The organism is Arthrobacter sp. 2762 (assembly GCF_040548745.1).
Classification (GTDB): Bacteria; Actinomycetota; Actinomycetes; order Actinomycetales; family Micrococcaceae; genus Arthrobacter.
Genome location: NZ_JBEPSI010000005.1, coordinates 265365 through 291529 on the forward strand (window position 1 = coordinate 265365; position 26165 = coordinate 291529).

23 protein-coding genes and 1 riboswitch are annotated in these 26165 nt (G+C 63.3%); of the genes, 14 read left to right on the forward strand and 9 right to left on the reverse strand.

From position 1 onward, the window contains the following. Positions 1–3: 3 nt before the first annotated feature. Together ABIE18_RS11740 and ABIE18_RS11745 are read right to left on the reverse strand one after the other, a co-directional pair. Positions 4–489: a hypothetical protein gene (locus tag ABIE18_RS11740; RefSeq protein WP_499722953.1), complete on the reverse strand. Its 486-nt coding sequence runs from the start codon at positions 487–489 to the stop codon at positions 4–6. Between the two features lie 51 nt (positions 490–540). Next, positions 541–1752: a WXG100 family type VII secretion target gene (locus ABIE18_RS11745; RefSeq protein WP_499722954.1), complete on the reverse strand. Its 1212-nt coding sequence runs from the start codon at positions 1750–1752 to the stop codon at positions 541–543. A 275-nt stretch (positions 1753–2027) separates the two neighbouring features. Between ABIE18_RS11745 and ABIE18_RS11750 the strand changes: the two genes are divergently transcribed. The 3 genes from ABIE18_RS11750 to ABIE18_RS11760 all read left to right on the forward strand — a co-directional run bounded on the left by ABIE18_RS11750 (position 2028) and on the right by ABIE18_RS11760 (position 4376). Then, positions 2028–2720 (forward strand): hypothetical protein, encoded by a 693-nt coding sequence (locus ABIE18_RS11750; protein WP_499722956.1) that lies wholly within the window; start codon positions 2028–2030, stop codon positions 2718–2720. A 181-nt stretch (positions 2721–2901) separates the two neighbouring features. Continuing rightward, a complete protein-coding gene (locus ABIE18_RS11755) occupies positions 2902–3450 on the forward strand; it encodes an RNA polymerase sigma factor (RefSeq protein ID WP_499722957.1) in 549 nt (182 codons plus the stop codon). Further along, positions 3447–4376, forward strand: coding sequence for a hypothetical protein (locus tag ABIE18_RS11760; protein WP_499722959.1), 930 nt, complete (start codon positions 3447–3449; stop codon positions 4374–4376). The genes ABIE18_RS11755 and ABIE18_RS11760 overlap by 4 nt, the downstream gene beginning before the upstream one ends. A gap of 101 nt (positions 4377–4477) precedes the next feature. Here the strand turns inward: ABIE18_RS11760 and ald are convergent, their stop codons facing one another. Continuing rightward, the gene (ald, locus tag ABIE18_RS11765) at positions 4478–5596 is read right to left on the reverse strand and encodes an alanine dehydrogenase (RefSeq protein WP_431117067.1); all 1119 of its coding nucleotides are present in this window, start codon (positions 5594–5596) and stop codon (positions 4478–4480) included. 207 nt (positions 5597–5803) lie between these two features. Between ald and ABIE18_RS11770 the strand changes: the two genes are divergently transcribed. Together ABIE18_RS11770 and ABIE18_RS11775 are read left to right on the forward strand one after the other, a co-directional pair. Then, positions 5804–7018 carry a PucR family transcriptional regulator gene (locus ABIE18_RS11770; RefSeq protein ID WP_499722960.1) on the forward strand — a complete coding sequence of 405 codons (1215 nt, stop codon included), beginning with the start codon at positions 5804–5806 and terminating at the stop codon, positions 7016–7018. Positions 7019–7161: 143 nt separating this feature from the next. Beyond that, entirely contained in the window at positions 7162–8082 is a 921-nt protein-coding gene (locus tag ABIE18_RS11775; RefSeq protein WP_499722961.1) for an AEC family transporter, read from the forward strand. A gap of 230 nt (positions 8083–8312) precedes the next feature. Here the strand turns inward: ABIE18_RS11775 and ABIE18_RS11780 are convergent, their stop codons facing one another. Together ABIE18_RS11780 and ABIE18_RS11785 are read right to left on the reverse strand one after the other, a co-directional pair. Continuing rightward, positions 8313–9635 carry a hypothetical protein gene (locus tag ABIE18_RS11780; protein ID WP_499722962.1) on the reverse strand — a complete coding sequence of 441 codons (1323 nt, stop codon included), beginning with the start codon at positions 9633–9635 and terminating at the stop codon, positions 8313–8315. Between the two features lie 16 nt (positions 9636–9651). Continuing rightward, positions 9652–9802: riboswitch (cyclic di-AMP (ydaO/yuaA leader) on the reverse strand. Between the two features lie 129 nt (positions 9803–9931). Continuing rightward, complete coding sequence (locus ABIE18_RS11785) at positions 9932–10165, reverse strand: hypothetical protein (protein WP_223934903.1); 234 nt, start codon at positions 10163–10165, stop codon at positions 9932–9934. Positions 10166–10212: 47 nt separating this feature from the next. Between ABIE18_RS11785 and ABIE18_RS11790 the strand changes: the two genes are divergently transcribed. Continuing rightward, a complete protein-coding gene (locus ABIE18_RS11790) occupies positions 10213–11280 on the forward strand; it encodes an ATP-dependent DNA ligase (protein ID WP_499722963.1) in 1068 nt (355 codons plus the stop codon). 105 nt (positions 11281–11385) lie between these two features. On the opposite strand, the gene ABIE18_RS11795 is transcribed toward ABIE18_RS11790, so the two are convergent. From ABIE18_RS11795 to ABIE18_RS11810, 4 genes are all read right to left on the reverse strand, one after another. After that, on the reverse strand, positions 11386–11661 hold the full coding sequence (locus ABIE18_RS11795; RefSeq protein ID WP_499722964.1) for a DUF6480 family protein: 276 nt from the start codon (positions 11659–11661) through the stop codon (positions 11386–11388). A gap of 148 nt (positions 11662–11809) precedes the next feature. Next, positions 11810–12628: an alpha/beta fold hydrolase gene (locus ABIE18_RS11800; protein ID WP_499723073.1), complete on the reverse strand. Its 819-nt coding sequence runs from the start codon at positions 12626–12628 to the stop codon at positions 11810–11812. Between the two features lie 42 nt (positions 12629–12670). After that, positions 12671–12922: a hypothetical protein gene (locus ABIE18_RS11805; protein WP_499722965.1), complete on the reverse strand. Its 252-nt coding sequence runs from the start codon at positions 12920–12922 to the stop codon at positions 12671–12673. A gap of 80 nt (positions 12923–13002) precedes the next feature. Next, the gene (locus tag ABIE18_RS11810) at positions 13003–13446 is read right to left on the reverse strand and encodes a helix-turn-helix domain-containing protein (RefSeq protein WP_499722966.1); all 444 of its coding nucleotides are present in this window, start codon (positions 13444–13446) and stop codon (positions 13003–13005) included. A 271-nt stretch (positions 13447–13717) separates the two neighbouring features. On the opposite strand from ABIE18_RS11810, the gene ABIE18_RS11815 reads away from it, so the two are divergent. The 8 genes from ABIE18_RS11815 (at position 13718) to ABIE18_RS11850 (ending at position 26137) form a co-directional block, all read left to right on the forward strand. Continuing rightward, on the forward strand, positions 13718–14788 hold the full coding sequence (locus ABIE18_RS11815) for a LacI family DNA-binding transcriptional regulator (protein ID WP_499722967.1): 1071 nt from the start codon (positions 13718–13720) through the stop codon (positions 14786–14788). Positions 14789–14868: 80 nt separating this feature from the next. Next, positions 14869–16545, forward strand: coding sequence for an ABC transporter substrate-binding protein (locus ABIE18_RS11820; RefSeq protein WP_499722968.1), 1677 nt, complete (start codon positions 14869–14871; stop codon positions 16543–16545). Positions 16546–16724: 179 nt separating this feature from the next. Then, positions 16725–17702, forward strand: coding sequence for an ABC transporter permease (locus ABIE18_RS11825; protein WP_431117056.1), 978 nt, complete (start codon positions 16725–16727; stop codon positions 17700–17702). 10 nt (positions 17703–17712) lie between these two features. Continuing rightward, complete coding sequence (locus ABIE18_RS11830) at positions 17713–18639, forward strand: ABC transporter permease (protein WP_499722969.1); 927 nt, start codon at positions 17713–17715, stop codon at positions 18637–18639. Further along, entirely contained in the window at positions 18636–19622 is a 987-nt protein-coding gene (locus ABIE18_RS11835) for an ABC transporter ATP-binding protein (RefSeq protein ID WP_499722971.1), read from the forward strand. The genes ABIE18_RS11830 and ABIE18_RS11835 overlap by 4 nt, the downstream gene beginning before the upstream one ends. Next, the gene (locus ABIE18_RS11840) at positions 19619–20764 is read left to right on the forward strand and encodes an oligopeptide/dipeptide ABC transporter ATP-binding protein (RefSeq protein ID WP_499722972.1); all 1146 of its coding nucleotides are present in this window, start codon (positions 19619–19621) and stop codon (positions 20762–20764) included. Before ABIE18_RS11835 ends, ABIE18_RS11840 begins: the two co-directional genes overlap by 4 nt. Then, positions 20761–22344, forward strand: a complete 1584-nt coding sequence (locus ABIE18_RS11845) for a glycoside hydrolase family 32 protein (RefSeq protein WP_499722973.1) — start codon at positions 20761–20763, stop codon at positions 22342–22344. The genes ABIE18_RS11840 and ABIE18_RS11845 overlap by 4 nt, the downstream gene beginning before the upstream one ends. A gap of 115 nt (positions 22345–22459) precedes the next feature. Next, on the forward strand, positions 22460–26137 hold the full coding sequence (locus ABIE18_RS11850) for a glycoside hydrolase family 32 protein (RefSeq protein ID WP_499722974.1): 3678 nt from the start codon (positions 22460–22462) through the stop codon (positions 26135–26137). The last annotated feature ends 28 nt before the right edge of the window (positions 26138–26165 follow it).

The following is a 26165-nucleotide window of genomic DNA, read 5'->3' on the forward strand; positions in this document are numbered from 1 at the left end:
TGTTTAGGCAGGTCCAGCACTGACGTCTGCACTCGCCACCACGGAATAGATCGCCTTCAGATCCTGGTTTCCCTCGAGCGGCTGGCAGCTACCGGTTAACTGCACGACGTCGGCAGCTACTTCGTGGTGGAACACCGTCACGGCCGTGAATTGGGCCAGCGAGCCCGCCTGAGGGTGTGTATACCGCGCCTCCCGCACATGCCATTGCCGGCCATTGATGACCACAGGCTCGGTGCCTAGAAGCACGGCGTCGGGCAGGTCAGCCAAGAAGGCGTCCACGGAAGCAGCGATGTCCTGCAGCTGATAGCCCGGCACGCGACGGGATACGGAAATGACCACATTCGGCCTGTAGCTGCCCTCGGAAGCGGGACCCATCAGTGCACCCACCGCGTCAGGGACCACCTGCTCCGTCCAACCTGCGGGCGGGTTGACGCTGATAGTGGGGTAGGCGGGGAACGCCTTTGACGGGAAGATTTGCTGTGAGGTCATCGTGAGAGCCCTTCCGGCGCTGTTTGAGGGAAGTTCAGGAAATGGGAATGCTTATTTGTTGAGGAAGTCGACAAAGCCGGTGACGGAATCCATAAATCCGGATGGGCTGAGCGTGACCTGCACGCCAGCGCCAAGTCCCAACTCTGCGGTGATCTTGGCACCAACGCCCAAGGTGAGTCCGTCCTCATCCAGGGACGCGTTGAAAAAGTGTCCCTCGCCCGCACCGGCGGCAACTGTCTCCGACGTCGAGAGTTTTTGGCCGAGGACCTCAACGTATTGGGATGCCGTCAGTTCGGCACCAACTCCTGCGCTGGCGGCTGCACCCGTCACATCACCGGTTTTATTGACGTTGATTTCGCCTTCTCCGGCGCTTGCCCATGCGCCGCCACGGATTTCCGTGCCCTGCCCAAATCCGAACAGGCCGCCCGCGATTTCTGTCTCGTTGCCGACGGTCATTTTCTGGCCTGCAAACGCTTCGCCGCCGGGGGAGAAGAGGAACGGGCTTTGTCCGGTGATGTGTGCGCTTGCTTCCGCACCAGTCATGACCCTGGCAGTGACGGTGTTGTTGATCCAGCCATCGAAGAAGTCGCTCTTCGTGGTGGTGGTGTTTTCCACGCCGACGAATGCTTCACCGTCTGCCTCAAGTTTTATCGGGCCGAAGCCAAAAGGAATTTTTCCGTCAAGCTTGCCGTCTGCCCGCCAACCAGCGAACGTCTCGTTGGTTACGGTGGTCTTGACGGGCCCCCGTTCCCCTTCGGCAGTGAACGTGACTTTAGCTCCGGACGATACCTCTCCCGAAGCGTCAACGCTGATTCCGCCGGGACCCACCGATGCATGGGCCTCTGCTGTGCCTTCAGTACCGACGGTGCCGCTGCCCTCGACAGTTATGGGCCCATAGGTTCTTGGGCTCATGGTGAAACCGGGTAAGCCAGAGGGGTCTTTGCCCTCTGAAACACCTGAAACGCCTGAAACACCGCCGCCCCCGGGGAGACCAAGGGACGCCTGTTCCTGCTGCTCCGCGTTGAGGCGAAGGGCGCGGGCGTTGGTCTTCAAGCACAGTGCTGCTGCTGCGAGCCGTCCATGGAGGTCGCTGTTCCATTGGCTACGGAACTGCTCAGCATCGTTTCCGCGCCAGTAGTGGCCGTTCTGAATCATCGTGCTGAGTTGCCGCTGAAGATTGGTGATCTTCTCTGCTTCGGAGTCCATTACGGCCGATAGCCGCCGGAGGTCCTCGACGTCGGCGCCGACCAGTCCCTGTCCCATAACGCTCCCCCTGTACGCCGTGGCGTGTCGATCGCCGACGGGCATGAAGTGCTGCGCCGGGCATCTCATGAGCATAATCGCCTGCCGATGAAGGTGCGATGGGGAGAACTATCGGCCGTGGAAACGTGCGGCCCGGAAAAAAGATTGAGGACGGCGTAACCTCAACCGTGCCCGGAACGATGTAGAGGGTGTGCGGGCCACGTCCGCACGCTGATCATCCGGCAGCGACCCAAACGCTGCCGGGGCAATCCCCACATCGTTTGTCGGAGGCTTTTATGTCCTTGTTCACTGTCCTTGCCACTAGCAAAGTCGCCGCCGGCGTCCTGGCTGCCGGAGCTGTAGCCGCCGGCGGAACCGGTGTCGCTGCCTTCAATGGCGCGCTTCCCACCGAAATCCAGCAGAGCGCCCACGACCTCGTCGGCGCACCCGCTCCCCTGGCCACGAAGGCAGCTGACGCGGCCGAAGCCGGCCAGGCCAAGGCGACTGACGCCGTCGAGACCGCACAGGCAAAGGCAACTGACGCTGCCAAGGCTGGCGAAGACAAGGCAGCGGACGCTGTTGACGCTGCGAAGTCCAAGGCTGAAGACACCCTCGCTGCAACGCCTGAAGCATTCGGTCTCTGCACCGCCTTCATCCATGGTGGACTCAAGGCTGACACCAAGGTGCCGGGTTTCCAGTCCATCGTGGTGGCCGCAGGCGGCGAAGCCAACGTTGAATCGCACTGCCAGGCCGTAGTCGACGCCGGCAAGGCTGCCGGTCTGAAGGCTGACGGTTCCGCAAACGCTGACGCTGACGCTTCCGTTGCAGCCAAGGTTCCGGCCGTTCCTGCTGTCCCGGCTGTTCCGGGAACGGAAAGTGCCCCGGCTGTCCCCGCTGTCCCTGCAACACCGGCCGCCCCCGCTCTGCCGACGCAGGTGCCCACCGATGTTCCTGCCGCTCCCGGTACAGGCCTCGATTCGGTCCGCTAAGCACCCAGCGGTTACGGTTTAAGGGTGGGGCTCCTTCGTTTAGAACGGGGAGCCCCACCACTTTACGGACGGTGGCGTACGTAACAGAAGGCAGTGGCAACGGAGGTCCTGAGCCCGGGAAACAACCGGGGAGGGCGCTCCAGAGAGGCCGCTGCGCTGCGCGGGATGGAGGCATCCACGGGTGCTAAACCCATTAGCTGATGAATATGTGCAGACGGACGAGGACGATCCCGCTCTGCTCTTCACCGATGCCTACAACCAGTTCTCCGGGCCGGTTTTCGGCTACCTCCGCGCCCGCGGTGTGGACGATCCCGAAGCCGTGACGCAGGACGTCTTCCTTGCGCTGTATCCGAAGTTGCCGGACCTGCAGGGTGGCCTTCAGGGCGCCAGGACCCTGCTGTTCTCGATCGCCCACGCGCGCATGGTGGACCATTATCGCAAGCGTGAACGGACCCCGGATTCAGCTCCGTACGAGGCTGAGTTGGACGCGCGGCGGGTGCCCTCGGCAGAGGACCAGGCCTTTGGCCGCGGCAGTCTGGGTGTCACGGAACTTCTGGAGGACCTCGCCACGGATTATCGCGAGGTCCTGGCATTGAGGGTGGTGGCTGACCTCTCCGTAGAAGAAACGGCGGCCATCATGGGCAAATCCCAAGGGGCAATAAAACAACTGCAGCGCAGGGCATTGAGTGCACTGAGGAAAAGTGCACTACGAAGGAATGGCACACCATGAGTGAAAGCATCACCCCGGCCGGACGGCGGAGCAGTCGCACTGACGGTTATACAGGCGAGCAGGCCGTTGACCGCCTGTTGGCCGATTCCGGACTCGACGACGCCCGCCACATCCGTGCCGAACTTCTTGAACTGCGCTCCCTCGCCAGCACCGCTCCGCCGCCCTCTGCGGCCGTCCGTGCGTTGATGATCAGTGACCGGGCTGCCGGCAGCAGAAGCACGACGGCGGGGGTCGCCTCCGCCATGGCAGGTGCACCGACGGCGGTACTCACGTCGGTCCAAGGATCCACTGACGCGGCCGCTGACCCAACCCCGGCTGACTCAACCCCTGCAGGCTCAACCTCTACTGACGAACTCGCGGCCCGCCGTCGTCGTAAGCGCCGCACTGCGATCGCCGGGCTCGCTGTGGCAGTGTCATTGGCAGGCGGTGCTACGGCCGCGGCTGCCTCCGAGGGTGGCATCCCGGGCGCTTTCCAACATCTGGGCTCCACAATCGGTTCAGTAGTTTCGCAGCTCACGCCGGGATCAGGCAATGGATCGCGGCAGAATCCTGGTTCCCCTTCCGAGCAGGAGCGCGGCCGCACTGTGACTCCGGCGACCCCATACCCGTCCGGCCGCAACCCGGCCGGCAGTGCCACCACGGGAAATGGCGCCAACCCAGGCCAGGAGCTTCAAGGAGGCACCAATGGCGCGTCAGGACATTCCAATTCGCCGAAGGCTCCCAATGGGGGAACGCCCGAAACACCCAGGATCCCCGGGAATGGTCAGCCTGGCAATATCAGCATCCCGACTCCCGCGGCACCCATCACGCCGCCGGGCATCGAGGCGCCCAACGTAACCCCGCCCACCCTTCGGCAATCGGATATGCCCGTGCCGGTTCCCACTCACGTTGTCCCTGAGGAACCGGCCGCCCCCGGCAACGGCTAGAGCACGGGCTTGACGCCCAGCACGTGCAAAGCCCGCTGTTCCGTTGCTGGGCAGCAACGGAACAGCGGGCCAGCGACTTGTCACCGCCGCAAGGGCAAAGCCTACGCGGTAACCAAGCTGTGCCAGTCGGCGACGAGGGGCAGGTTGTGCGCCTCCGAAACCGAGTGGTGTGCCACGTGGCCTGCAGCGATATTCAGGCCTGCGGCCAGGGCAGGGTCGCGGTCGAATGCGGCCTTGACGCCCAGGTTGGCCAATGCCACGGCGTAGCGCAGGGTGACGTTGGTCAGTGCGTACGTGGACGTGTTCGGAACAGCGCCAGGCATGTTGGCAACGCAGTAGAAGATCGAGTTGTGGACCTTGTACGTCGGTTCCTGATGGGTGGTGGGGTGCGTGTCCTCGAAGCAGCCGCCCTGGTCCACGGCGATGTCCACCAGGACAGAGCCTGGCTTCATCCGGGACACAAGTTCGTTGGTGACGAGCTTGGGCGCCTTGGCACCGGGGATCAGGACGGAGCCGATCACGAGATCTGCGTCGACAACTGACTTCTCGATCTCGTAGGCGTTGGACGCCACGGTCTTCAAGCGGCCCTGGTAGAGGGCGTCGAGTTCCCGCAGGCGGTTGATGTTGATGTCCATGATGGTGACATCAGCACCAAGGCCCAGTGCCATGGCGGCGGCGTTGGTTCCGGCAACACCGGCACCAAGGACAACGACTTTGGCGGGACGGACACCCGGTACACCGCCAAGGAGGATGCCCTTGCCGCCAGCCGGAGCCATCAGCGAGGAAGCGCCGACCACAACGGACAGGCGTCCTGCAACTTCGGACATCGGGGCGAGCAGCGGGAGCGTGCGTCCTTCCTGGACCGTTTCGTAGGCGATGGCCGTGACGCCGGAGTTGATGAGCTCGGCGGTGAGTTCGGGCTCGGCTGCCAGGTGCAGGTAGGTGAAGAGGATGAGGCCCTTGCGGAAGCGGTGGTACTCGGCTTTGATGGGTTCCTTGACCTTCATGACCATGTCGGCACGGCCCCAGACGTCATCGGCGTCGGCAACGATTTCGGCGCCTGCGATCGAGTATTCCTCGTCCGTGATGCCAGAACCCAGGCCCGCACCCCGCTCAACCAGAACGGTGTGTCCGTGAGTGCGGAACTCGTGGACACCGGCGGCCGTGATGGCTACGCGGAACTCGTTGTTCTTGATTTCTTTGGGGACGCCGATGATCATTTGCTGGCTCCATCGTTAGCGGCTTTTCGGCCGGATATTTGCTGCGGGCTGTGATTCCAGAATAAATCCGGCTGTGAGGCAGGCGACATGATCCTCCAGGCCTGCGGAAGCGAAAACCCCGTAAATTCAAGGATCTTCTTCAAGCGAGCTCGACATTTGTCGAGCGTCGGGGCGTCAGGTGTCGCCTGATGTTGGTACGCTTTCTGGATGCAGCAGGACGTCGAGGAGATCGTTGAACGCGTGGCGCTCAAGCTTGGCAGGGGGCTGTCCCTGGAAGACCTCGACGGCGTCCTCCTCGCCTACAGTTCCAACCAATCCCACGCCGACCGCGTCCGGGTGAACTTCCTCCTGAGCAAACGCGTGCCGAGCGATGTCAGTGCTTGGCAGCTCTCCCACGGAATCTCGACGGCAGTGCGCCCAGTTGTTGTTCCGGCGAACGACGAACTAGGAATGCTCGGCCGCGTTTGCGTCCCGCTGCTGGTGCGCGGATTCCGGGTGGGCTACTTGTGGGTGCAGCAGGATCTTGAGGAGCAAACCGCGACGGCGATACTCGCCGAATTGCCCGGCGTGCGTGACGAACTGGACCTGTTGGCTGGTTTGTTGCTCGATTCCAACACAGCCGAATCAGAGTTCCGAAGGAGACGGGAGCAGGAGTTCCTGGCCGCCTGTGGCGGCGAGTCCAACGCCGTGGCAGCGGTGGCCGGTTGGAAGGAGATCCAGGGCCGCGGTCCGTGGCAACTGGTGACCATCCTGGACGCCGACGGAGGCGGAACCGACGTCGACCCCATTGCCGCAACGTTAACCCACCGAACAGCAGCGCTGCAGTCCACCATTGGTGTCAACGCCGCGTTATTCAGCGCCGGTACGGAGACGCATTCCGTTGTCCTGTTCCGGGAATCCGGTGGCCGGGCGGACCACGCCCAAGTTCTGGTGCACTATCAATTGGAGCTCGCCAAGCGAGCGGGCCGCACGGTGGAGCGGGTGATCCTGGGCATTAGCGAGCCGTTCCAGGTCATACGGCAATTGGCGGGCGCCTACAGGCAATCGAAAGTGGCAGCACAGGCTGCAGCCGTGGATCCACCCCTCGGCGAGTTGGTAGATAGCCGGGCGGTGGGCGTTTATCAACTCTTCGATCGTCTTCAGGCGCCGGGCGGCTGGGATGATACGGGCTCCGTTCATTTCAGGACTTTGGAGGACCAGGATAAGAACGGCGAACTCCTGCCCGTGCTGGAACTGCTCTATGACAACGACAGCTCAGTGCAGGATGTGGCGGCGAAACTTCACCTGCACAGAAGCAGCATCTACAACCGACTCGCCCGGATCCGCCAACTCATCGGAGCTGATCCGTTGAGCGGTGGGATCCGGCTTGAGCTGCATGCTGCACTGAAGGCCCAGCGGTGGGCCTCGCGGCCCCGGATCTAGCGCGTGCCGTGCCGCTGACTCGCCTGGTGCCATGGAATGCGTGTTGTGGAACGCAGGTTGCGGAACGGCAGCGCTGAAGTGGACAGTCACTCAGGCGTCCCCTACGCTGAGAAAGCGGTTTCTCAACAATTCTTAGGAGCAAGGTGGGCGGCGTTGTCTCGGGAATCCTCATCGTCGCTTCGGTCATCGCGGTGGGTTATTTCGCCACCCGCTACAAAGTGCTGGCCCCTGATGTCCAAAGCGCGCTGACTCGGACGGCCTTCTACATCACCAATCCTGCGCTGCTGTTCACGGTGGTAGGTGAAAGCGATATCCGCGCAGCACTTGGGGTCGACGCCCCTCTTGCGCTCCTGTCAGCAGCCGTCATAGGCCTTCTCTATTGCTTGCTGAGCTTCGTGTTCTTCCGGCGGCCAGTCGCGGAAACGGCGGTTGGTGCCATGGCCAGCAGTTATGCCAACGCAAACAACATTGGCATTCCTGTCTCGTTGTATGCAGTGGGCACGGCGCAGCACGTTGCTCCAGTCCTGCTGGTTCAACTCCTGATCATGGCGCCCTTCTACCTCAGCGTCCTGGGCGTCGCAGGTGGCACAAAAATCTCGTGGAAACGGATGCTGTTGCAGCCCTTCTCCAATCCCATGATTATCGCCTCGGGGCTGGGGGCGGTGATGGCTCTGACGGCGTGGGATGCGCCGGAGCTCGTCCAGAAACCCATTGATATGCTGGCCGGCGCGGCCGTCCCCATGGTTCTGCTGGCTTTTGGCATGTCGCTGGCAGGCAAGGCCCCTCTTCAAAAGGGCGATGGCCGCGTGGAGACCGTGGTGGCAACCACTTTGAAGGTGGCGGGCATGCCCGCGGTGGTCTGGGTGCTGGGGCGCTTTGTGTTCGGGTTGGAGGGTCAACACCTCTTGGCCAGCGTCATCATGGCCGCACTTCCGACCGCCCAGAATGTCTTCCTTTTCGCTTCTCCCTACGGACGCGGAATGACAATGGCCAGGGACGTCATCCTCTGCACAACCGTGCTTTGCGTCGGGGCGTTGGTTATGGTGGCGTGGCTGCTTGGGTAGAACCGATCGATACCAGGAACAAGCGACACACGGAACAAAAGAGGCAGGCACCCGGGTAGGTGCCTGCCTCATCTCGTTGCAGTGATTTCTTGTTGCCGTGATTCCTTAGGCTCGACGCAACCGCTGGCAGCTCCAGCGGCCCATCCGATGACGGAAGGTGGCAGGGCGGCTGCTGCTGCAGTACCGGCCGTGCCATCCGACGTGCTTGCTGGTCCTGGGAAGTTGCGTGCTCACTTCAAGATCCCTGTCGCGCCGTCGAGTATGCCGTCCAGGTCCAGTGCTGAACCATTGGACGGCGTGGTGCTGGGGCTCCCGGTCGGCTTTGGCTTTGGCGCCGGAGTCTGTGTTGGACTAGGCGCCGGAGTGACGGTGGGCGTCGGCGTCGTCGTGGCAGGTGGGGTGGTAACCGTGTCCGACGGAACCGGGCTCGGGGCAGGCTGGGTCGGTACAGGAGTTGTCACGCCCGGCACAGGAACAACAGCCGACGGGACTGCTGAAGGGACCCAAACAGGATCCGCGAGTGAAACCTGCGGAGTAGGAATGGACGACGCCGATCCCTGAGCGGGTGCCTCTTCTGACGACTGCGTTGCAACAGTTGCCGGCCGTCCGGCCTCGCTGGTGGCCGACGAAGCAGAGGCAGTGGAGTAGGACGAGCTGGGCGCAGGAGCGGCCGAAGTTGACTGCCTGCTGTCGCCACCTGTCTTTGCGTCACTGGCTTCCTGGGTCGGTGTTTCCTTCCCGAAGAAGGGAAGCTCGAAGGCCTGGCTCATGGTGCCAACGGTCAATACCAAGCCCAATGCTCCAGCGACAACTGCCATGCGCTGGCTCATTGTTTTGACCGAGGCGGCCTTGGTGAGGACGGAGTGTGGTTCGTGGCTGAAGGACGACCCACCCAGTGACGACCCACCCAAGGATGAAGCTCCGAAGGTAGTGGCGCCGCTCGCTGAGGTTTCGGCAGCCGCCTTATCGGCTGTGCCGCTCTCGGATTCTTGGGCGCGAAGGGCTTTCCGGCTTGCGAGACCAGCGGCGGCGGTCGCGGCCGCTGCGAGCTGGGCATGGCTCTTCGCCTGAACGATCGGGATCGCAGCAGTGGCGGGTTCCGGTTCGTGCGCGGCGGGCGTGGGTGCCTGAACGATCGGCATAGCAGCGGTAGCGGGCTCTGGATTCGTAGCCGGTTCGGGAGCGACCGGTTCGCGCCCCGGAACAGTTGGAATCGCAGCAGTTGCCGGCTCCAGGGGAGCAGAATATACCGCAGCAGAATCCGCCGGAGCAGAGTCCGCCGGTTCTGTTTTTGCTGGAGCAGTTTCGGCGGGAGCTGTCTCAGCAGAAATAACTGCCTGGGCTGCCCGTTCACGCTCTGCCGCGCGAGCGGCTGCGCGCGTGGTGGGTGCCGCAGGGGCGGGAGCAGGAGCGGTGGTGGTTTCCGGCGTCGTGCCTGTTAAACCTGCTTCCGCTTCTGGCGTGCTGTTGGAGGATCCGCTGGGTTGGGCCCGACGGCGTCCGGTTGGCTGGGTACGCTCGCGCGCAATTTGGGCGCGGCGCGGCTGATCCATGGGTGGGGGTTCATGGTGGTTGCCTCTCAACGCCTGCGAGGTTAGCTGTCGGGTTCGGACGAGGCCGTCCGGCCGCACATGGCGGCTTCACCCCAAGGGCCTAAGAAAAATCAGGCCCGGGAACTCTGGGTCCCCCGTCTCTGCCGCGAGTCTGGCGGATCCCGGTTTGCGGCAGAGCTCGGCGTCAACCCGGAAGCGGCCCAGCGGAGATACGGGTCGCTCTTAGACCGTACATGAGCGCCATAGTAAAGTCACATTAATGTAACGGGCGGGACGCCTTCCAGCGCGAAGGTCCGTTAGGACTTAGGCTCCGGGGCCGGAGCCGGGGCTGGCAGCTCGTGCTGGATCCTTTGGACTTGGTGTGCGTAATGGGTCTCGGGTCGAAAAATTTCGTCCGCCACACCCAGCATCCCACCCGTGGCGCCGCGCCGGACTTTCCCCTTGCTGTTCTGGCGGGAGACCCAGAACCAAAGGGCAGCAATGAGGGCAGGTGCTGCCAGTACCGCCACCAGAACGGCCAAGATATCCATGGCCCAAGACTAGCTTCCGCCGCATGCGGCAGGTAGAACATAGTCGTATGGACCTCCCAGTGATGCCGCCCATTTCGCCCATGCTTGCCAAGTCCGTTCCTTCAATCCCTGATGTGGGCCACTTTGAGCCCAAGTGGGACGGGTTCAGGACCATCGTTTTCAAAGACGGGGATGAGATCATCCTGGGCAGCCGCAACGAACGTCCCATGACACGGTATTTCCCTGAACTGGTGGAAGCACTCCAGAAGAATCTTCCGGACAAATGCGTGATCGACGGCGAGATCGTCCTCATAGCTGACAACAGGCTCGACTTCGAGGGCCTTCAGCAGCGCATCCATCCTGCCGATAGCCGTGTGCGGATGCTTGCCGAGAGCACCCCGTCCTCCTTCATCGGATTCGACATCCTCGCGCTGGGAGACGAGAACCTCATGGACAAGCCGTTTTCCGAGCGTCGAGCCGCCTTGGAGAAGGCGCTGGCCAAGGCTGAGGCGCCCGTCTACGTAACGCCGGCGGTGACGGAACTCGATCAAGCACAGGAGTGGTTCGTGCAGCTGGAAGGTGCCGGGCTCGACGGCGTACTTTCCAAACCGCTCGGGGGGACGTACCAGCCGAATAAGCGGGTCATGTTCAAGACCAAGCATGAACGGACCGCGGACTGCGTGGTGGCTGGATTCCGCTGGCACAAAACGGGAAAGGTTGTCGGGTCGATGCTACTTGGGCTGTATAACGACGCCGGTCAGCTGCAGCACGTGGGGGTGGTGGCTTCATTTCCCATGGCCAAGCGCGAAAGCCTGGTGGCCGAACTTGAGCCGTACCAGACGGAATTCAGCGAACATCCTTGGGGCCAGTGGGCCGATCAAGGAGATGCGGCAGTTAGCGGTTCCCGAATGCCGGGCGCGCAGAGCAGGTGGAGCGCCGGCAAGGATTTCTCCTTTGTTCCCCTCCGGCCGGAGCTCGTCATCGAGGTTGCCTATGACTACATGGAAGGCGACCGGTTCCGGCACACCACCCAGTTTCGTCGGTGGCGGCCGGACCGGACTCCGGGGAGCTGCACCTACTCGCAACTGGAGGAGCCGGCTGATTACGACCTCGGGGAGATCCTGAAGCTGCCGTAGCCTTGGTTGCTCCTCACGTGTGGTTCTACGTTGTTGAGCCGCTGTTACGTTGTTGGACCGCTGTTACGTTGTTGCCCAACAACGTAACAGCGGCTTGGCGACGAGCTACTCTTCGTGCCCCTGGTCGCTGCTCATGCTGCCCTCCGCCGGTGGGGTTTCGCCTGGGGGTACGCCGCCCCCGGGTTCGAGTCCCGTGACGTTGCCGTCCAGGGGATCGGGGTTGGCGGACGCTGCAGGATCGTCGTCTTCGTCCTGGCGCATGTCCGGATCTGTGTGGATATCGTCCGGGTCGCCAGCGGTGTCGCCGGCCGTGTCGTCCCGCTCGGCTGCGCCAGAGGCGCCGAAGGTCCGGGGATCGTCCTCAGGGTCATAGCTGGTCATGGTCGCCCTTCCTAAGCAAACTTACTATTGTGCTTGCCCGGCCAGCCTAGTCTCCAGATCGTAAACCCAACAAGGGGCACCCACGCCGGGATCCGCCGTCGTGCGTTGGCGCCTGACTCTGTCGGGACGCTTAACTCTGGCGGGATGCTTAACTCTGCCGGGACGTCGCCGCGACAAAGCTCCTGATAGCGTCCGCCACGGCTTTGGGGCGCATGTGCTGTGCAACGTGGCCCACGCCCGGAATTTCCACCAGCCGCCCTTGCGGGATTGCCCGCGAGAGGCGAAGCGCCCATACCGGCCCGGCCACATGATCACGGCTCCCTCGGAGCACCAGCACGGGAGTCCGGACTTTGGCCAACTGCTTCTCGGTCGGGTACTTCATCATCACGGGCAGCTCCGTGAGATACCAGCGCGGCCCACATTGCAGGTAGTCAGTGAGCACAATCCAGTTGGACGATGGGCTTTCGCGGAGGAGACCATCCAGGAACAGGGCCAGCGACTGCCGCGCCACATTCTTGTGCCGGGAGTCCACCACAGGGCCCATGAGGACCAGGTGCATCGCGCGCTCAGGCTCGTGGAGCGCCGCTTCGATGGCGAATTGCACGCCCATCGAATGCCCCACCAGGATGTACGAATCAATGCCGCATGCCTTAAGTGCCTCGGCAATGAACGCGCCATACTCCTCCACGGAAAGTTGCCGGCCGGGTTTTGGCGTCCCGGCAAAACCCGGAAGGTCCAGTGAATAGGTGGGGGCGCTCGCGGCCAGGACGGCATGAAGCCTGGCGAGGTAGCGGTGCGAAACGCCAATACCGTGGATGAGGATGTAAGCGGGCTCCCTCTGATCCCCGGATTCGGCAGGCTCGGGGTTGGCATGGCTGCCCGGCCGCGGCGGTGCCGTTCCATCCGTCCAAAGAATCCGGCCGGTCAGCCCGCAGGCCTCGACGTCGGCAGATAGTAGCGTCGTCAGCTCCCTAACCTCCGGTTCTCAATTGTGCCTGAACTGGGGAAGCTAGTCCCGGGCGGCGTCGTCCGATTCGGCGGGGTCGCCGGCCACGCGCGAAGCGTCAGGGGCGGCGGCAGCATCGGCTGCGTCCCGGCGTCGGGCGATCTTGGATTCTGTCCACATGGCCACCGCGACGAACACGACGCACGCGAACATGAAGGTGGCTACGAAGTTCAAACCCATGGCCGATCCCAAGGGTGCGGCAAGGGCCATTGCGGCCACCCCGGCCACGATATGCCACCCTTTGAAATTGCCCACCAAACAAGCGTAACCCCGGGCTAATCAGGTGCTGGCCCGTTGGCTGGGATCGTTGCTTGATCCTTATCACTCCGACGCTTTTAGCCGTTGCTCGCGTCATTTCCGGCGTCATCCCGGCCATCATCTTCGCCTTTATCTCCCACGGAGGTCTCGGCCTGCTTGCGCTTCTGGGTTTCCAGCCACTCCATGATCGCCGCCTGGCGGATTCGCCGATGCGTGCCGCGGTATTCCACGGGGATTTCTCCTCGGTCGGTCATATTGCGCAGGTACGTGTGTGAGATGCCTGCGAGCTCCGCGGCCTGGGACGTCGTGAGCATTTCCTCCACGCTGCTGACCGTGACGGTTTCGCCGCGGCTCAACCTTTCGAGAAGATCGACGACGGCGTCCCTCGCCTGATCGGGGAGGCGGTGGACGGTGCCATCGACGAACACGGTGATGTCGTCGCTGTCCTGGAGGGAGCGTGCCAGATTCCGGGCGTCGTTGGCGGGGAGGCCGGCTGTAACGCGGGGAGCTATCAATGCCATGGCAGAAGCCTAGCGCGGTGCCGCTGTTGGCTGCGCTGGACAAGGGGAGATGGCCCGGTTCGATGGTTCGCTGCGCACAAAACGGTAGGAGTCATCTTGTGCGCAGCGCGTCGTCGAGTTGGGCGGGGTCGGCCGGGGCCGGGCGAAAACAAGACGTTGACAGGAATCAGGTAACGCGCGTAACCTAAATCACACGTTCCAAGTAACGCGCGTTACCAATCCAGTGTTACCAACCAGCATCACCAACCCGAACCAACACCCGGAGCATTCAATGGCGAAAAGCACCACCCCCAACAAAGCTGCGGCTGTGCGGCAGCGGGGAGTCACCATGAATGACGTCGCCAAGCACGCCGGCGTCTCCCGGACCGCAGTCTCGTTCGTGCTGAGCAACCGCGAAAATGCCAGCATCTCCGAGGAAACCCGCACCCGTATCAACGATGCCGTGCAGGCACTGGGCTACCGCCCGAACGCCGGAGCACGGGCCCTGGCATCCCAGCGCAGTGATTGGTACGGGCTTGTCACCGAGATCGTGACGGCACCGTTCGCCGTCGACATCATCAAAGGAGCCCAGGACCAAGCCTGGCTTGATCGTCGGTTCCTGCTCATCGCGCCCTCCGACCAGGCCGATGCCGTAGGACCCAACAAGGGCTTGGAAGATGCTGCCATCGAAAAGCTGCTGGAACAACGAGTGGAAGGACTTCTCTACGCAGCCACCTTTCACCGGGGCGTGCACGTTCCGCAGAGCGCCAACGAAGTACCAACCGTCTTGATCAACTGCTTCGACGCGGACGGAAAGCTGCCCTCGATCGTCCCTGACGAGCGTGCGGGTGGCAGGGTCGCCGTCGAGCGTTTGCTTCAAGCCGGCCACACCCGGATCGGAATCATCAACCTTGACCCGGTCATTCCTGCAGCAGTCGGACGGTTGGAGGGTGCCCGCGAAGCACTGGCCGTCGCAGGACTGGAGTTGGACCCGGAACTGGTGGTGTCCGGATACGCAACGGCCGACGGCGGCTACGAGGCCGCCTGCGAAATCCTGGACCGTTATCCGGAAAAGGACAGGCCAACCGCGCTGTTCTGCCTCAATGACCGCATGGCGATGGGCGCGTACGACGCCATCAAAGAACGGGGCCTGACCATCCCCGGAGACATCGCTGTGATCGGCTTCGACAACCAAGAGTTGATTGCGGCCTATCTGAGGCCAAAGCTGACCACCGTTGCCTTGCCGTTCCAAAAAATGGGAGCCCTGGGAGTCCAGACGCTCGCCGCTCTTACAGCAGGACAGCCGATCATTGCCGACCAGCAATTGGTCGACTGTCCGCTGCTAGAACGCTCTTCGGTCTGACCGCGAAATCAACCTCGAAGAGCAAACCCCTTACCCACCCCTTCACCTTGGACGATGAAGATAGGAAAGAGATAACCATCATGACACAACCCCGATTCCTGAGGTCTGCCCGCATCACGGCGGCCGGACTGGCGGTGGGCGCGATGCTGCTGACCGGCTGTGCCGCAACCGTCAACAAGACTTCCGGCTCCGACGCCGCGGCAAACGCGAGCGCATTCCTCACCATCCCGCGTGAGGACATGGGCACGTTCGTGCAGAACTTCAACCCGTTCGCGCCCACCGTCAACCCGATGGTTCAGCAGTCCATTTACGAGTCTTTGCTGATCTTCAACCCGGCAAAGGGAGACACGGTGCCGTGGCTGGCAACTGAGTGGAAGGCAGCCGACGACGGCAAATCGATCACTTTCACATTGCGTGACGGCGTGAAGTGGTCCGACGGCCAGCCCTTCGTGGCTGACGACGTGGCTTACACGTTCGAGCTTCAGAAGAAGATCAAGGGTGGCTATGAGTACCTGGACACCGTGACCGCCGAGGGAACCAACAAGGTCACGTTCAACTTCAACAAGCCATGGTCGCCGGCCCTTTACGACGTCGGACAGCTCAGCATCCTGCCCAAGCACATCTGGTCCGCGTTGGCGGACCCGGAGAAGGACGCCAACGCCAAGCCCGTGGGGACCGGCCCCTACACGGAAGTGGACAGCTTCCAGGCCCAGTCCTTCGTACTGAAGAAGAACCCCAACTACTGGCAGCCGGAAAAGCAGAAGATCGCCGGCATCAAGATGCTCGCTTTTGCAGGGAACGACGGCGCCAACCTCGCCGCTGCGAACGGGGACGTCGACTGGGCCCCGCAGTACATCCCGAACATCGAAAAGACGTTCGTTTCCAAGGACAAGGAGCACCGCCAGTACTGGTTCCCGGCAACGGGCGCCATGATCAACTGGCAGCTGAACACCGCCAAGGCTCCCTTCAACGATGTTGATGTCCGCAAGGCACTGAGCATGGCTGTTGACCGCGACCAAGTCACCAAGATCGGCATGAGCGGCTACGCCAAGCCCGCGGACTGCACTGGCCTTTCCGGGAACTACGAGAAGTGGAAGAACTCCGAGGTCAAGGACAACTGCACCTGGACCAGGCTGGATGTGCAGAAAGCCAACGAGCTGCTGGACAAGGCCGGCTACGCCAAGGGTGCTGATGGCAACCGCAAGCTGAAGGATGGCTCGCCGTTCGAGTTCAAGATCTCCGTGGGCGCATCGTCTTCCGACTGGCTTTCAGTAGCCAACGTGATTTCGCAGAACCTCGCCGAGGTTGGCGTGACGGCAAAGGTTGACTCGCCGGACTGGGCTGCCGTGGTTGCGGGTTACGAGACGGGCGATTTCGATTCCGGCATCGTGTGGAGCGCCAACGACCCCAGCCCGTACAAGTACTTCAACACCTCCATGGGCACGGCAACCGTGAAGCCGGTGGGAACCAAAACGTTCGATAACTACCACCGCTTCGGTGACACCAAGGCTGATGCCCTGCTGGCCGACTTTGCAGCAGAGTCCGACGAGTCCAAGCAGAAGGACATCGCCAACAAGCTCCAGGAAGAGTACAACGACGTCGCACCGCTGGTGCCGCTGTTCTCGGGCCCGGAATGGGGTGCCTTCAATGACACCCGCTTCACCGGCTGGCCCACCGAGGGCAACCCGTACGCAACCCTCTCGGTACGGTCACCCACCACAGTCCTGGTGCTGACCACGCTGGAACCGCGTAAGTAATCCCCACCGCCGCCCTAACCTCGCTGCGCTTCGGCCAGGGAACCCGGGCGGCGTGGGCCCATTCGCCTGAATGTAGGCCCCAACCGGCCTGACACTGCACGCCCGGCGGCGAGCCGCCACCTGGTAACCACCGCCGGGCGTGCCCCAAACTTTCCGTAATTCCCGAATGGAGGGAAACCGTGCGCTTTATCCTGCGCCGCCTGGGTTTCTACCTGATCGCCTTCTGGGCATCCATCACCCTGAATTTCCTGCTCCCGCGCTTCATGCCCGGCGACCCCGTCTCCCGCATGTTTGCCCGCTCCCAGGACAGAATGCAGCCCGAACAGATCGAGGCCCTGCGCAAGCTTCTTGGCGTGGACGATCGGCCCATTTGGGAGCAATACGTCGACTACATGCACAACATTTTCACGGGCCAGATGGGCGTCTCCATCTCCCGTTTTCCAACACCGGTCACGGAGGTTATCTCCTCCCAGATCGGGTGGACCCTCCTGCTGGGCGGGACCGCGCTGGTGATTGCCGCCGTCGTGGGTAACCTGCTGGGCATCCTGGCCGCTTGGCGGCGGGGCGGCGCAGTCGACTCGGCACTGCCGCCGGTGCTGGTGTTCATCGGCTCGTTCCCGTACTTCTGGCTCGCGATGGGTGCGCTGTACCTGTTTGGCGTGGTGCTGGGTTGGTTCCCGATCCGCCATGCGTTCACGGATGGTTTGGAACCCGGGTTTACGTGGGAGTTCATCGGCGACGTCGGTGCGCACCTCGTGCTGCCGGCGCTGACGATCGTGCTGGTTTCCATTGGTGGCTGGATGTTGGGCATGCGCAACACCATGATCGCCACGAACTCGGAGGACTACATCACCATGGCCGAGGCCAAGGGGCTCCGGCCGGGGCGCATCATGCTCCGGTACGCAGCCCGGAATGCGATGCTGCCGTCCGTCACGAGCTTCGGCATGGGACTGGGTTTCGTGGTGGGAGGTGCACTGCTCACCGAGGTGGTGTTCGCATATCCCGGTGTGGGCTACCAACTTCTCAACGCCGTCCAGGGTTTGGACTACCCCCTTATGCAGGGCCTGTTCCTGACCATCACCGCCGCCGTGCTGCTGGCGAACTTCCTGGTGGACATCCTCTACGTCCGCCTCGACCCGCGCGTGCGCAGCAACTAGAGGACTGATCATGACAACCGCACTTCTGAAGCAGCCAACTCCAACCCCGGCTGTCCGCAAGCCCAACCGCAGCTTCGTCCACGGACTCCTCACCAATAAGAAGGCCATGCTGGGCATGGCCGTGATGTTCGTGTTCATCGCACTTGCGTTGCTGGCGCCCGTGCTGTTCCCTGGCGACCCATCGCGCATCACCGGGATGGCCTCGCTGGAACCCTCCCCCGAGCATTGGCTGGGCACCACCGCCAAGGGACAGGACGTGCTCGCGCTGACCGTCCACGGCTCACGGAGTTCCCTCTTCGTCGGCCTGACCGTAGGCTTCGCGTCCACGTTCGTCGGCATCCTGGTGGGCCTGGCGTCGGCGTACTTCGGCAAGTTCATCGACGAAGCACTCTCCTTGGTCACCAACGTCTTCCTGCTCCTTCCCGGCCTGCCATTGCTGGTCATCCTCGCCGCATTCCTGCCACCGGGCCTTGGCACAGTGATCCTGGTACTCGTTGTCACGGGATGGGCCGGTTCGGCACGTGTGCTGCGCTCGCAGGCACTGTCCATCCGTTCCAAGGACTTCGTGGCCGCATCTGTGGTGTCCGGTGAGCGGGCGGGCCGGATCATGTTCCGCGAGATCCTGCCGAACATGGCCTCGATCGTCATGGGCACGCTGCTGGCTTGCGTCATTTACGGCATCGGTGCACAGGCCGGTCTGGAGTTCCTGGGCCTGGGCGACGTCAGCACGGTCTCGTGGGGCAACAACCTCTTCTGGGCCGGCAATGAGGGCGCCCTGCTGACCGGTAGCTGGTGGGTCTTTGTTCCCTCCGGTGTCTGCATCGCTTTGGTCGCCTTCGCGCTGGCACTTATCAACTACGCCGTGGACGAAGTTACCAATCCGCGGCTGCGGAAGATCAAAATCCCGAAAACTACCCCAAGGAGCGCCGCCAAGTGACCGTCTCCCAAGTCTCCTTCGGCTCCCACGAGCCCGTCCTGGATGTCAAGGACCTCACCGTAAAGTACGTGGGCGATACCCGCTCAACCACCGCCGTCGATCGCGTTTCCTTCAGCATCGGCACTGGTGAGGTGTTCGGGCTGGCTGGTGAATCGGGTTGTGGGAAGTCGACCATCGCCAACTCGATCATGCGGCTCCTGAAGGATCCCGCCAAGATCGCCGGGGGCAGCATCTCCTTTGGCGGCAAGGACGTCCTGGCCATGAGCCCGGAGGAACTGCGGCGCTTCCGGTGGCAGGACGTGGCGATGGTGTTCCAGTCGGCCATGAATTCGCTCAACCCGGTGCTGACCATCGGCGAACAGATCGTGGACATCTTCACCACCCACGCCGGCTACTCGCGCAAGGAATCCCTCCGCCGGGCGGGCGATCTGCTGGAGCTCGTGAGGATCGACCCCGCGCGCCTCAAGTCCTACCCGCACCAGCTCTCGGGCGGCATGCGGCAGCGCGCAGTGATTGCCATGGCCGTTGCCCTCAAGCCGTCGCTGCTGATCCTGGACGAACCAACTACTGCACTGGACGTTGTGGTGCAGCAGGAGATCATGGCCCAAATCAAGGAACTCCAGCGCGAACTCGGGTTCTCCGTCCTCTTCATTACGCACGACATGTCCCTCATGGTGGAGCTCTCGCACCGCATGGCCGTCATGTACGGCGGCCGGATTGTGGAGACGGCCAAGGCGCAGGACGTCTACGCCAACCCGCGCCACCCCTATACACAGGCGCTCATGGGTGCGTTCCCGCCTCTCACAGGTCCTCGCGTTCCGCTCACAGGACTGCCCGACGGCGTGAAATTCCGGAACATCCCGGACCTCACCGAGGTGGCGCCCGGCCATCTGGTGGCACCTTTTGATGCTTCGGTCGCTGCTTTAGCGGTGCCCGGCGCTTCAACGGTTGATCCCGCAATCCTGGAAGGAGTCGCACGATGAGCCACTCTGCACTGTCCCCTACGTCACTGTCCGCTGCGATCGAAGGTTCGGCCCGCCAAGCCGCTGCTTCCGAAACACCCGCCCTCGAAGTCCGCGGTCTGGGCAAATCGTTCCCCATCGGCGGCCTGTTCTCCCGGCAATCCGTGCGGGCCTTGCACGGCGTGGACCTCACCATTGGCCGCGGTGAAATCGTGGCACTCGTGGGGGAGTCCGGTTCCGGCAAGAGCACCCTGGCCCGCTGTGTTGCCCGGCTCGAAAAGCCGAGCTCCGGCGCGATCCTGGTTGACGGCGTCGACGTCCTCAAGCGCGACCGGTTCCAAGCGTCCCGTGCCTTCCGGTCACAGCTGCAGATGGTCTTCCAAGACCCGTTCGGTTCGCTGAATCCGGCCCACAGGATCGAGCACTTCCTGCGGAGGTCGTTGGCCATCCACGGGAAGGGCGGTTCGGAGTCCGAGACCCAGCGCCGTCTTGAGGAACTCATGACCACCGTTGGCCTGCAGGCCGACATGCTGAACTCCTATCCGCACGAGCTCTCAGGCGGGCAGCGGCAGCGCGTCGCGATCGCCCGTGCGCTCGCTGTGGAGCCGCAGGTCATCCTGGCTGACGAGCCCACCTCCATGTTGGACGTGTCCGTACGGATCGGTGTGCTGAATTTGATGCGCAAACTCCGCGACGAACAGGGCATCTCCATGCTCTACATCACCCACGACCTCGCCTCGGCACGCTACCTGGCCGACCGGACCGCCGTGATGTTTGCCGGCGAGCTCGTGGAGGAGGGGGAGTCCCTGGACCTGTTGGCCAACCCGGCCCACCCCTACACTCAGCTCTTGGTGTCGGCCGTTCCGGACCCGGCGCGCGCAGGTTCCTACGATCCTGTCCGCCGCGCTGAACTGCGGCAGGCCGTCATGGCTTCCACGGGTTGCGCTTTCGACGGCGATCCCCACCAGGCCTGCTCCGCTTCCGAACCTGTACGCCATCAGGTGGGCGATACCGCAAACCGCCACTGGGTGCGCTGCCACCTCTACCGGCCGCGGGCTGGAGCGGGCGGACATGCGCTGGCTACCGAACCGGCTGAGGCTGTAACGGCTGCGACGACTGAACACCTGGCGACCGAAACGACTGACAAGAAGGCTTCCGCATGACTGAACTGACCCACCCGCTCGCCACAGTTCCGCGTGACGAGCTGGTTGCCCGCGCCGAAGCCGATCCTCTCCGACCGCGATTCCACTTTGTTTCCCCGGCTGGCTGGCTCAACGATCCCAATGGCGTGAGCCAGTGGAACGGCGTGTACCACCTCTTCTACCAGTACAACCCCGAGGGTGCTTTCCACCACCGCATCCAGTGGGGCCACGCCACCAGCACCGACCTCGTCACCTGGACTGACCAGCCAATTGCCCTGGAACCGTCGTCGGGTCCGGATGCGGACGGTTGCTGGTCCGGTGTGTTGGTGAACGACGGCGGTACGCCAACCTTGGTGTACTCCGGACGAGCTGACGAGCGTGAGCTGCCCTGCGTGGCCGTGGGCTCTGCTGACCTCACCACCTGGACCAAAGTGCCCGAAAACCCGGTGATCGCGGCCCCTCCGGCCGGCGTCGACATCACCGCCTACAGGGACCACTGCGTGTGGCGCGAGGGCACCACATGGCGGCAGTTGGTTGGCTCAGGCATTCGAGGGCGCGGTGGGACGGCGTTCTTGTATGAGTCCTCGGATCTTCGTTCGTGGACCTATGTGGGTCCTTTGTTCATTGGCGACGCATCCCAGGGCGATCCTGCAGATACCGACTGGACCGGAACCATGTGGGAATGCGTGGACCTGTTCAGGACGGGTGAGGGTGCTTTGGGCTCTGTTGTCAGTCCTGGCGCGATCGCGTCCGTGCAGGCGGGCGAGGATCCTGATGTGCTGGTTTTCTCTGCCTGGGACGACGGCGAGACCCGCCACCCGTTGTACTGGACTGGGCGCTACTCAGGGGACACCTTCGAACCTTCCGCTCTGCACAGGCTCGACTATGGTGGGCGGTTCTTTTACGCCCCTCAATCGTTCGAGGATGAATCGGGTCGGCGCATCATGTTCGGTTGGATGCAGGAAGGCCGCAGCGATGCCGCCATGGTGGAGGCGGGATGGTCGGGTGTCATGAGCCTGCCGCGCGTCGCCACTTTGGCCGATGACGGAACCCTGGACTTTGCGCCGGTTCCTGAGATCGAGAAGCTCCGGCGGAACCACGTGAGCGTACCAAGCGAGGTGCTCGTCGGGGGCGGTACGCCTGTGGATACCGGTGTGTCCGGGAATCAGCTGGACCTTGAACTGGACGTGCAGCTCGCGCCGGGTGCTGTGCTGCGACTGGGCATTCTGGGGTCGGAAGATGTTGCTGAGGAGACGGTTATCGAACTCAGCTGCTCTCCTGAGGGCGAAAACGGCACCCTCCGACTCGACCGCACCAGAAGCAGCCTGGCTCCAGCCGGTGCTGACGGCCCTGACGTGGATGTGGAGGACAAGTCCGGCCCCGTCCCGATGCCCGACGGACGCGTGCGCCTGCGCGTCCTGGTGGACCGGTCCGCCATCGAGATTTTCGCGAATGGCAAGCCGCTCACGGCCCGGGTTTACCCAACTCTGGGCGGCGAGCGCGTAACCCTGACAGCCGCAGAGGGCACCGTCAGCTTGGCGAGCTTCAACGCCTGGACCATGGCCGACTCCTGGGGAGGCCCGCGCCCGCTCTTCCCGTAACACCGCCGCCCAACCATCCTTCTCTCACATCCCGAGCGTTTTCCGCCGATCTTCTCTCACATCATGGGAGGTTTTGGCGAACGCTCTCTCACCCCTGAGATCAAAGGCGATCTGAATGCATAAGAGAATAGTTGCCGGCCTCACGGCCGCGGTCCTTGGTGTTGGCTTGGCCGGGACGGGGGTCACTGCTCCGGCAGTGGCCCTCGACCCCGCGCCCGTCACCCTCAACAGCACCACGAGCCCCATTCCAGACGTCGTCGGAGTCAGCGGTTCGTGGACCCGGACAGCGCAGGGCGGGTACACCGCCGTCGCGCCTTCCGGCCGGAATGCGGCGGCCACCAGCGAGCAAATGGTTGCAGGAACCGCCCGATACACCGCCTCGGTGAAGGTCGACGCCGGGAGTCCCTACGGTGTGGGGGCGCTCGTCTTCCGCGCAACTCGCGACGCCGGTGCGGGTTACGCCGCGACGATCGACCCCAACCTGGACCGCGTGAGGTTGTTCGACCTCGCAACCGGACAGGACGTGGTTGCGCCGGTGTCCCTGCCACTGAATTCAGGGCAGTCCTACACCGTGGATGTTCACGTGGACGGCCCGCGGATCCATGTGGCCGTCGATGGCATCAGCAGGATTGACGCCACGGACTACCGCTACGAGTCGGGTCGAGTGGGCCTGCACGCGTTCAACGGAACCGTGTCTTTCGGCGCTCCCGGCGTGCGGACCATTGATGCGAACGTCAGCGGCTGGGCTGTCACAGCGAACGGCTGGCAGGCCTCGGCCACCGGCTTCCGCGGAGTCGCGCCGTCGAACAGCAACATCCGGGCCATCGCGACCGGGCAGTCACCCACAGACGTTGACTTTTCCACAGACATCCAAGTCACCTCACAATATGGCGTGGGCACGGCACTGTTCCGCACCAACGCCTCGGGCACATCGGGTTACGCCGCGGAGGTGGACCCGAACGCGGGACGTTTGCGCCTCTACAGGATCTCGGACAACGCCACGCTGGGGACGTTCACCACTGCCATCACCGTCGGCCAGGTCTATCGCCTTCGGGTCACCGCGTTCGGTAATCAGTTGGCCGTCTACTGGCAGACCGACTTCCTGGACCCGAACGGCGCCAACCCGGCTATTACCGCCACGGATTCCGCCCACGCTTCCGGCTATGTCGGGCTGGGTTCCTTCAATGGCACCGCCGTGTTCCAGAGCATGACGCTTCGAGGCCTTGAGACTTCATTGCAGGGTTGGCGCGTTGGCTCCGGCTCGTGGGAGCCCGATGCCAAGGGACTCCGCGCTTTCGTGGCGAGTGGCACCGCGGCGCGGTTCATCCCGGCGGTGGCGTCCGACGTCGTTGCCTCCTTGGACCTGACTGTCACCCAACCGGCAACCGCCTCAGTGGTGGTCCGCAGCGGTGCCGACGGCACGGGCGGTCTTGAACTCCGGATCGATCCCGGGGCGGGCACCGCGAAGCTGTACAACCGGGCCACCTCGGCGTTGCTGCATTCTGGCAACCTTCCCTCCACAAGCTTCAAAACCGGCCAACTCAACCGCGTCCAGCTCACTGTCCAGGGCAGCGAAGCGTCGGTGCTGATTAATGGCACGCCCGTGCTAAATGGGGCGGTTCCGATTTCATCCGGAGAAGGTTTCGCCCTGCTGGCCACCGGATCGGTGTGGTTCCAGAACGTCCGTGCAGACGATGTGGACCAATATATGAACGGCCTCTACCAGCCTGGCTACCACTACAGCCAGAACTCCGGGAACAGCTCCGACCCCAACGGGCTGGTCTTTTTCGATGGCGAATATCATCTCTTCCATCAGGACCGAGGACGCTGGGCGCATGCCGTCAGCACAGATCTGATGCACTGGAAGCAACTGCCGATCGCCCTGCCGCACATGGCGGCGGGGGAGTCGTGGTCCGGTTCGGCGGTGGTGGATGCCTCCGATTCCAGCGGCCTCTTCAACGGAGGATCCGGGCTCATCGCCTACTACACCAGCTTCAACCACGATGCCTGGAACGGCAACCAGTCCATCCGCGCCGCCTACAGCAAGGACAAGGGGCGCACCTGGCAGACGGTCCAGGCAGCTCCGGTAGTGGAAAACCCAGGCGGCCCCGACGGCGGGTGGGACTTCCGCGACCCCAAGGTCACGTGGGATGCGGCTTCCAGTAAATGGGTGATGGTGGTGGCCGCCGGCGACCACGTCCGCTTCTACTCCTCCACAGATCTCATCCACTGGACGTTCTCCAGCACCTTCGGCTACGGCGAGTGGGTCCGCGGGGGCGTGTGGGAATGCCCGGACTTCTTCGAAATGCCTGTGGAGGGACAGCCCGGCGTCAAGCGCTGGGTGCTGTGGTGGAGTACTGGAGCGGTCCGCTCTACCAACGGCTCCGCAGCGCAATACGTGACGGGCACGTGGAACGGTACCGCATTTACGCCCGACACTCCCTCTTCGCAGGTCCTGCAGGCTGACCATGGCCGGGACTACTACGCGGCGATGAGCTTCTTCGGGGCGCCCGATGGCAGGCGCATCATGATCGGTTGGATGAGCAACTGGGACTACGCGTTCAGCCCGCCCACAGGACGCTGGAATGGGCAATTGTCCATCCCGCGCGAGCTCAAACTCGCTGACGTTCCCGGCTCCGGGCTCCGGCTGACGCAGACTCCCGTTGTGGAGGAAGAGTCACTGCGCACGTCAACCTGGCAGGCCTCCGATGTCACGGTGACGCCGAACTCCGCGAACGCACTCGCTGGTGCTTCGGGCCGCTCCTTCGAGCTCGAGGCGGAGGTCGGGATTCCTTCTTCCGGAGGTGCCACTTCCTTCGCGTTCGGGCTGCGGAAAGGGACCGGATCAACTGGCGCTCAGGAGGCAGCCGCCCAGGAGACAACAGTAAAGTTCGACGCCGGCGCTGCCGCACTCACCGTGGACCGCGGTACTGCCGGACGGGAGGACTTCACCCGGTACTTCGCGTCCTCGGCGACCGACAATTCGACAGCACCGTGGAGTTCCACCGTGGTGGGATCCGAGCGCCGCGTGAAGCTCCGGGTTCTGGTGGACGCATCCTCGGTGGAAGTCTTCGGTGGGGACGGTACAGCGGCCATCACTTCACTGATCTTCCCTGACCCTTCCTCCACAGGCTTGTCCTTCACAGCCATCGGAGGGAATGCACGGCTGGTGTCCGTCAAAGTACACCAGCTCAGCGACGCGGCCCGGCTGACTACCGCGCCGCCGTCGAACGTTTTTCCTGCTGCGGGCGGGACGGCGCGTCATAACCTCGGCGCATATTCAGTGGTCCCCGGCGGCAAATGGGAGAGCACAGGCGCAGGCCTGGCAGGTACGTTCGACAAGGACTCGACGGCCATGGGCGCAGCCTCGTTCACTAATGTGCGGGTGCAGGCAACGGTGCGGTTCGGCGGCGAAGCCTTTGCTGGCGAGACGCTGAACCGGGACCTTGCTCCGGAAAAGGGCTATGGCGGTGCCGGCTCGGTGTTGCTGAGATCCTCCGCCGATGGAGCCAGCGCCTATTACGTGAATCTGGACCCAAATCTCCGCGTGGCGCGGGTGTTCTCGCTGAACAACGGCGTGTTTACGGTTCTCGCGAGCGTTCCGGCGGCCTTGAGCCATGGAGTGAGCTACGCCGTGGACACGTCAGTTGTTGGCAACAGGATCGCGGTGTCCGTGGATGGGGCCCAGCTGATTGACGTCACGGACTCCGCGCTGGCCTCCGGGAAGGTCGGTGTCAACGTGTTCGATGGACGTGCGGCCTACCAGGATGTGGTGGTCACGGCGCTGCCATAGGCTTGGCGCTCAGGCCGGCGAGCCCGAT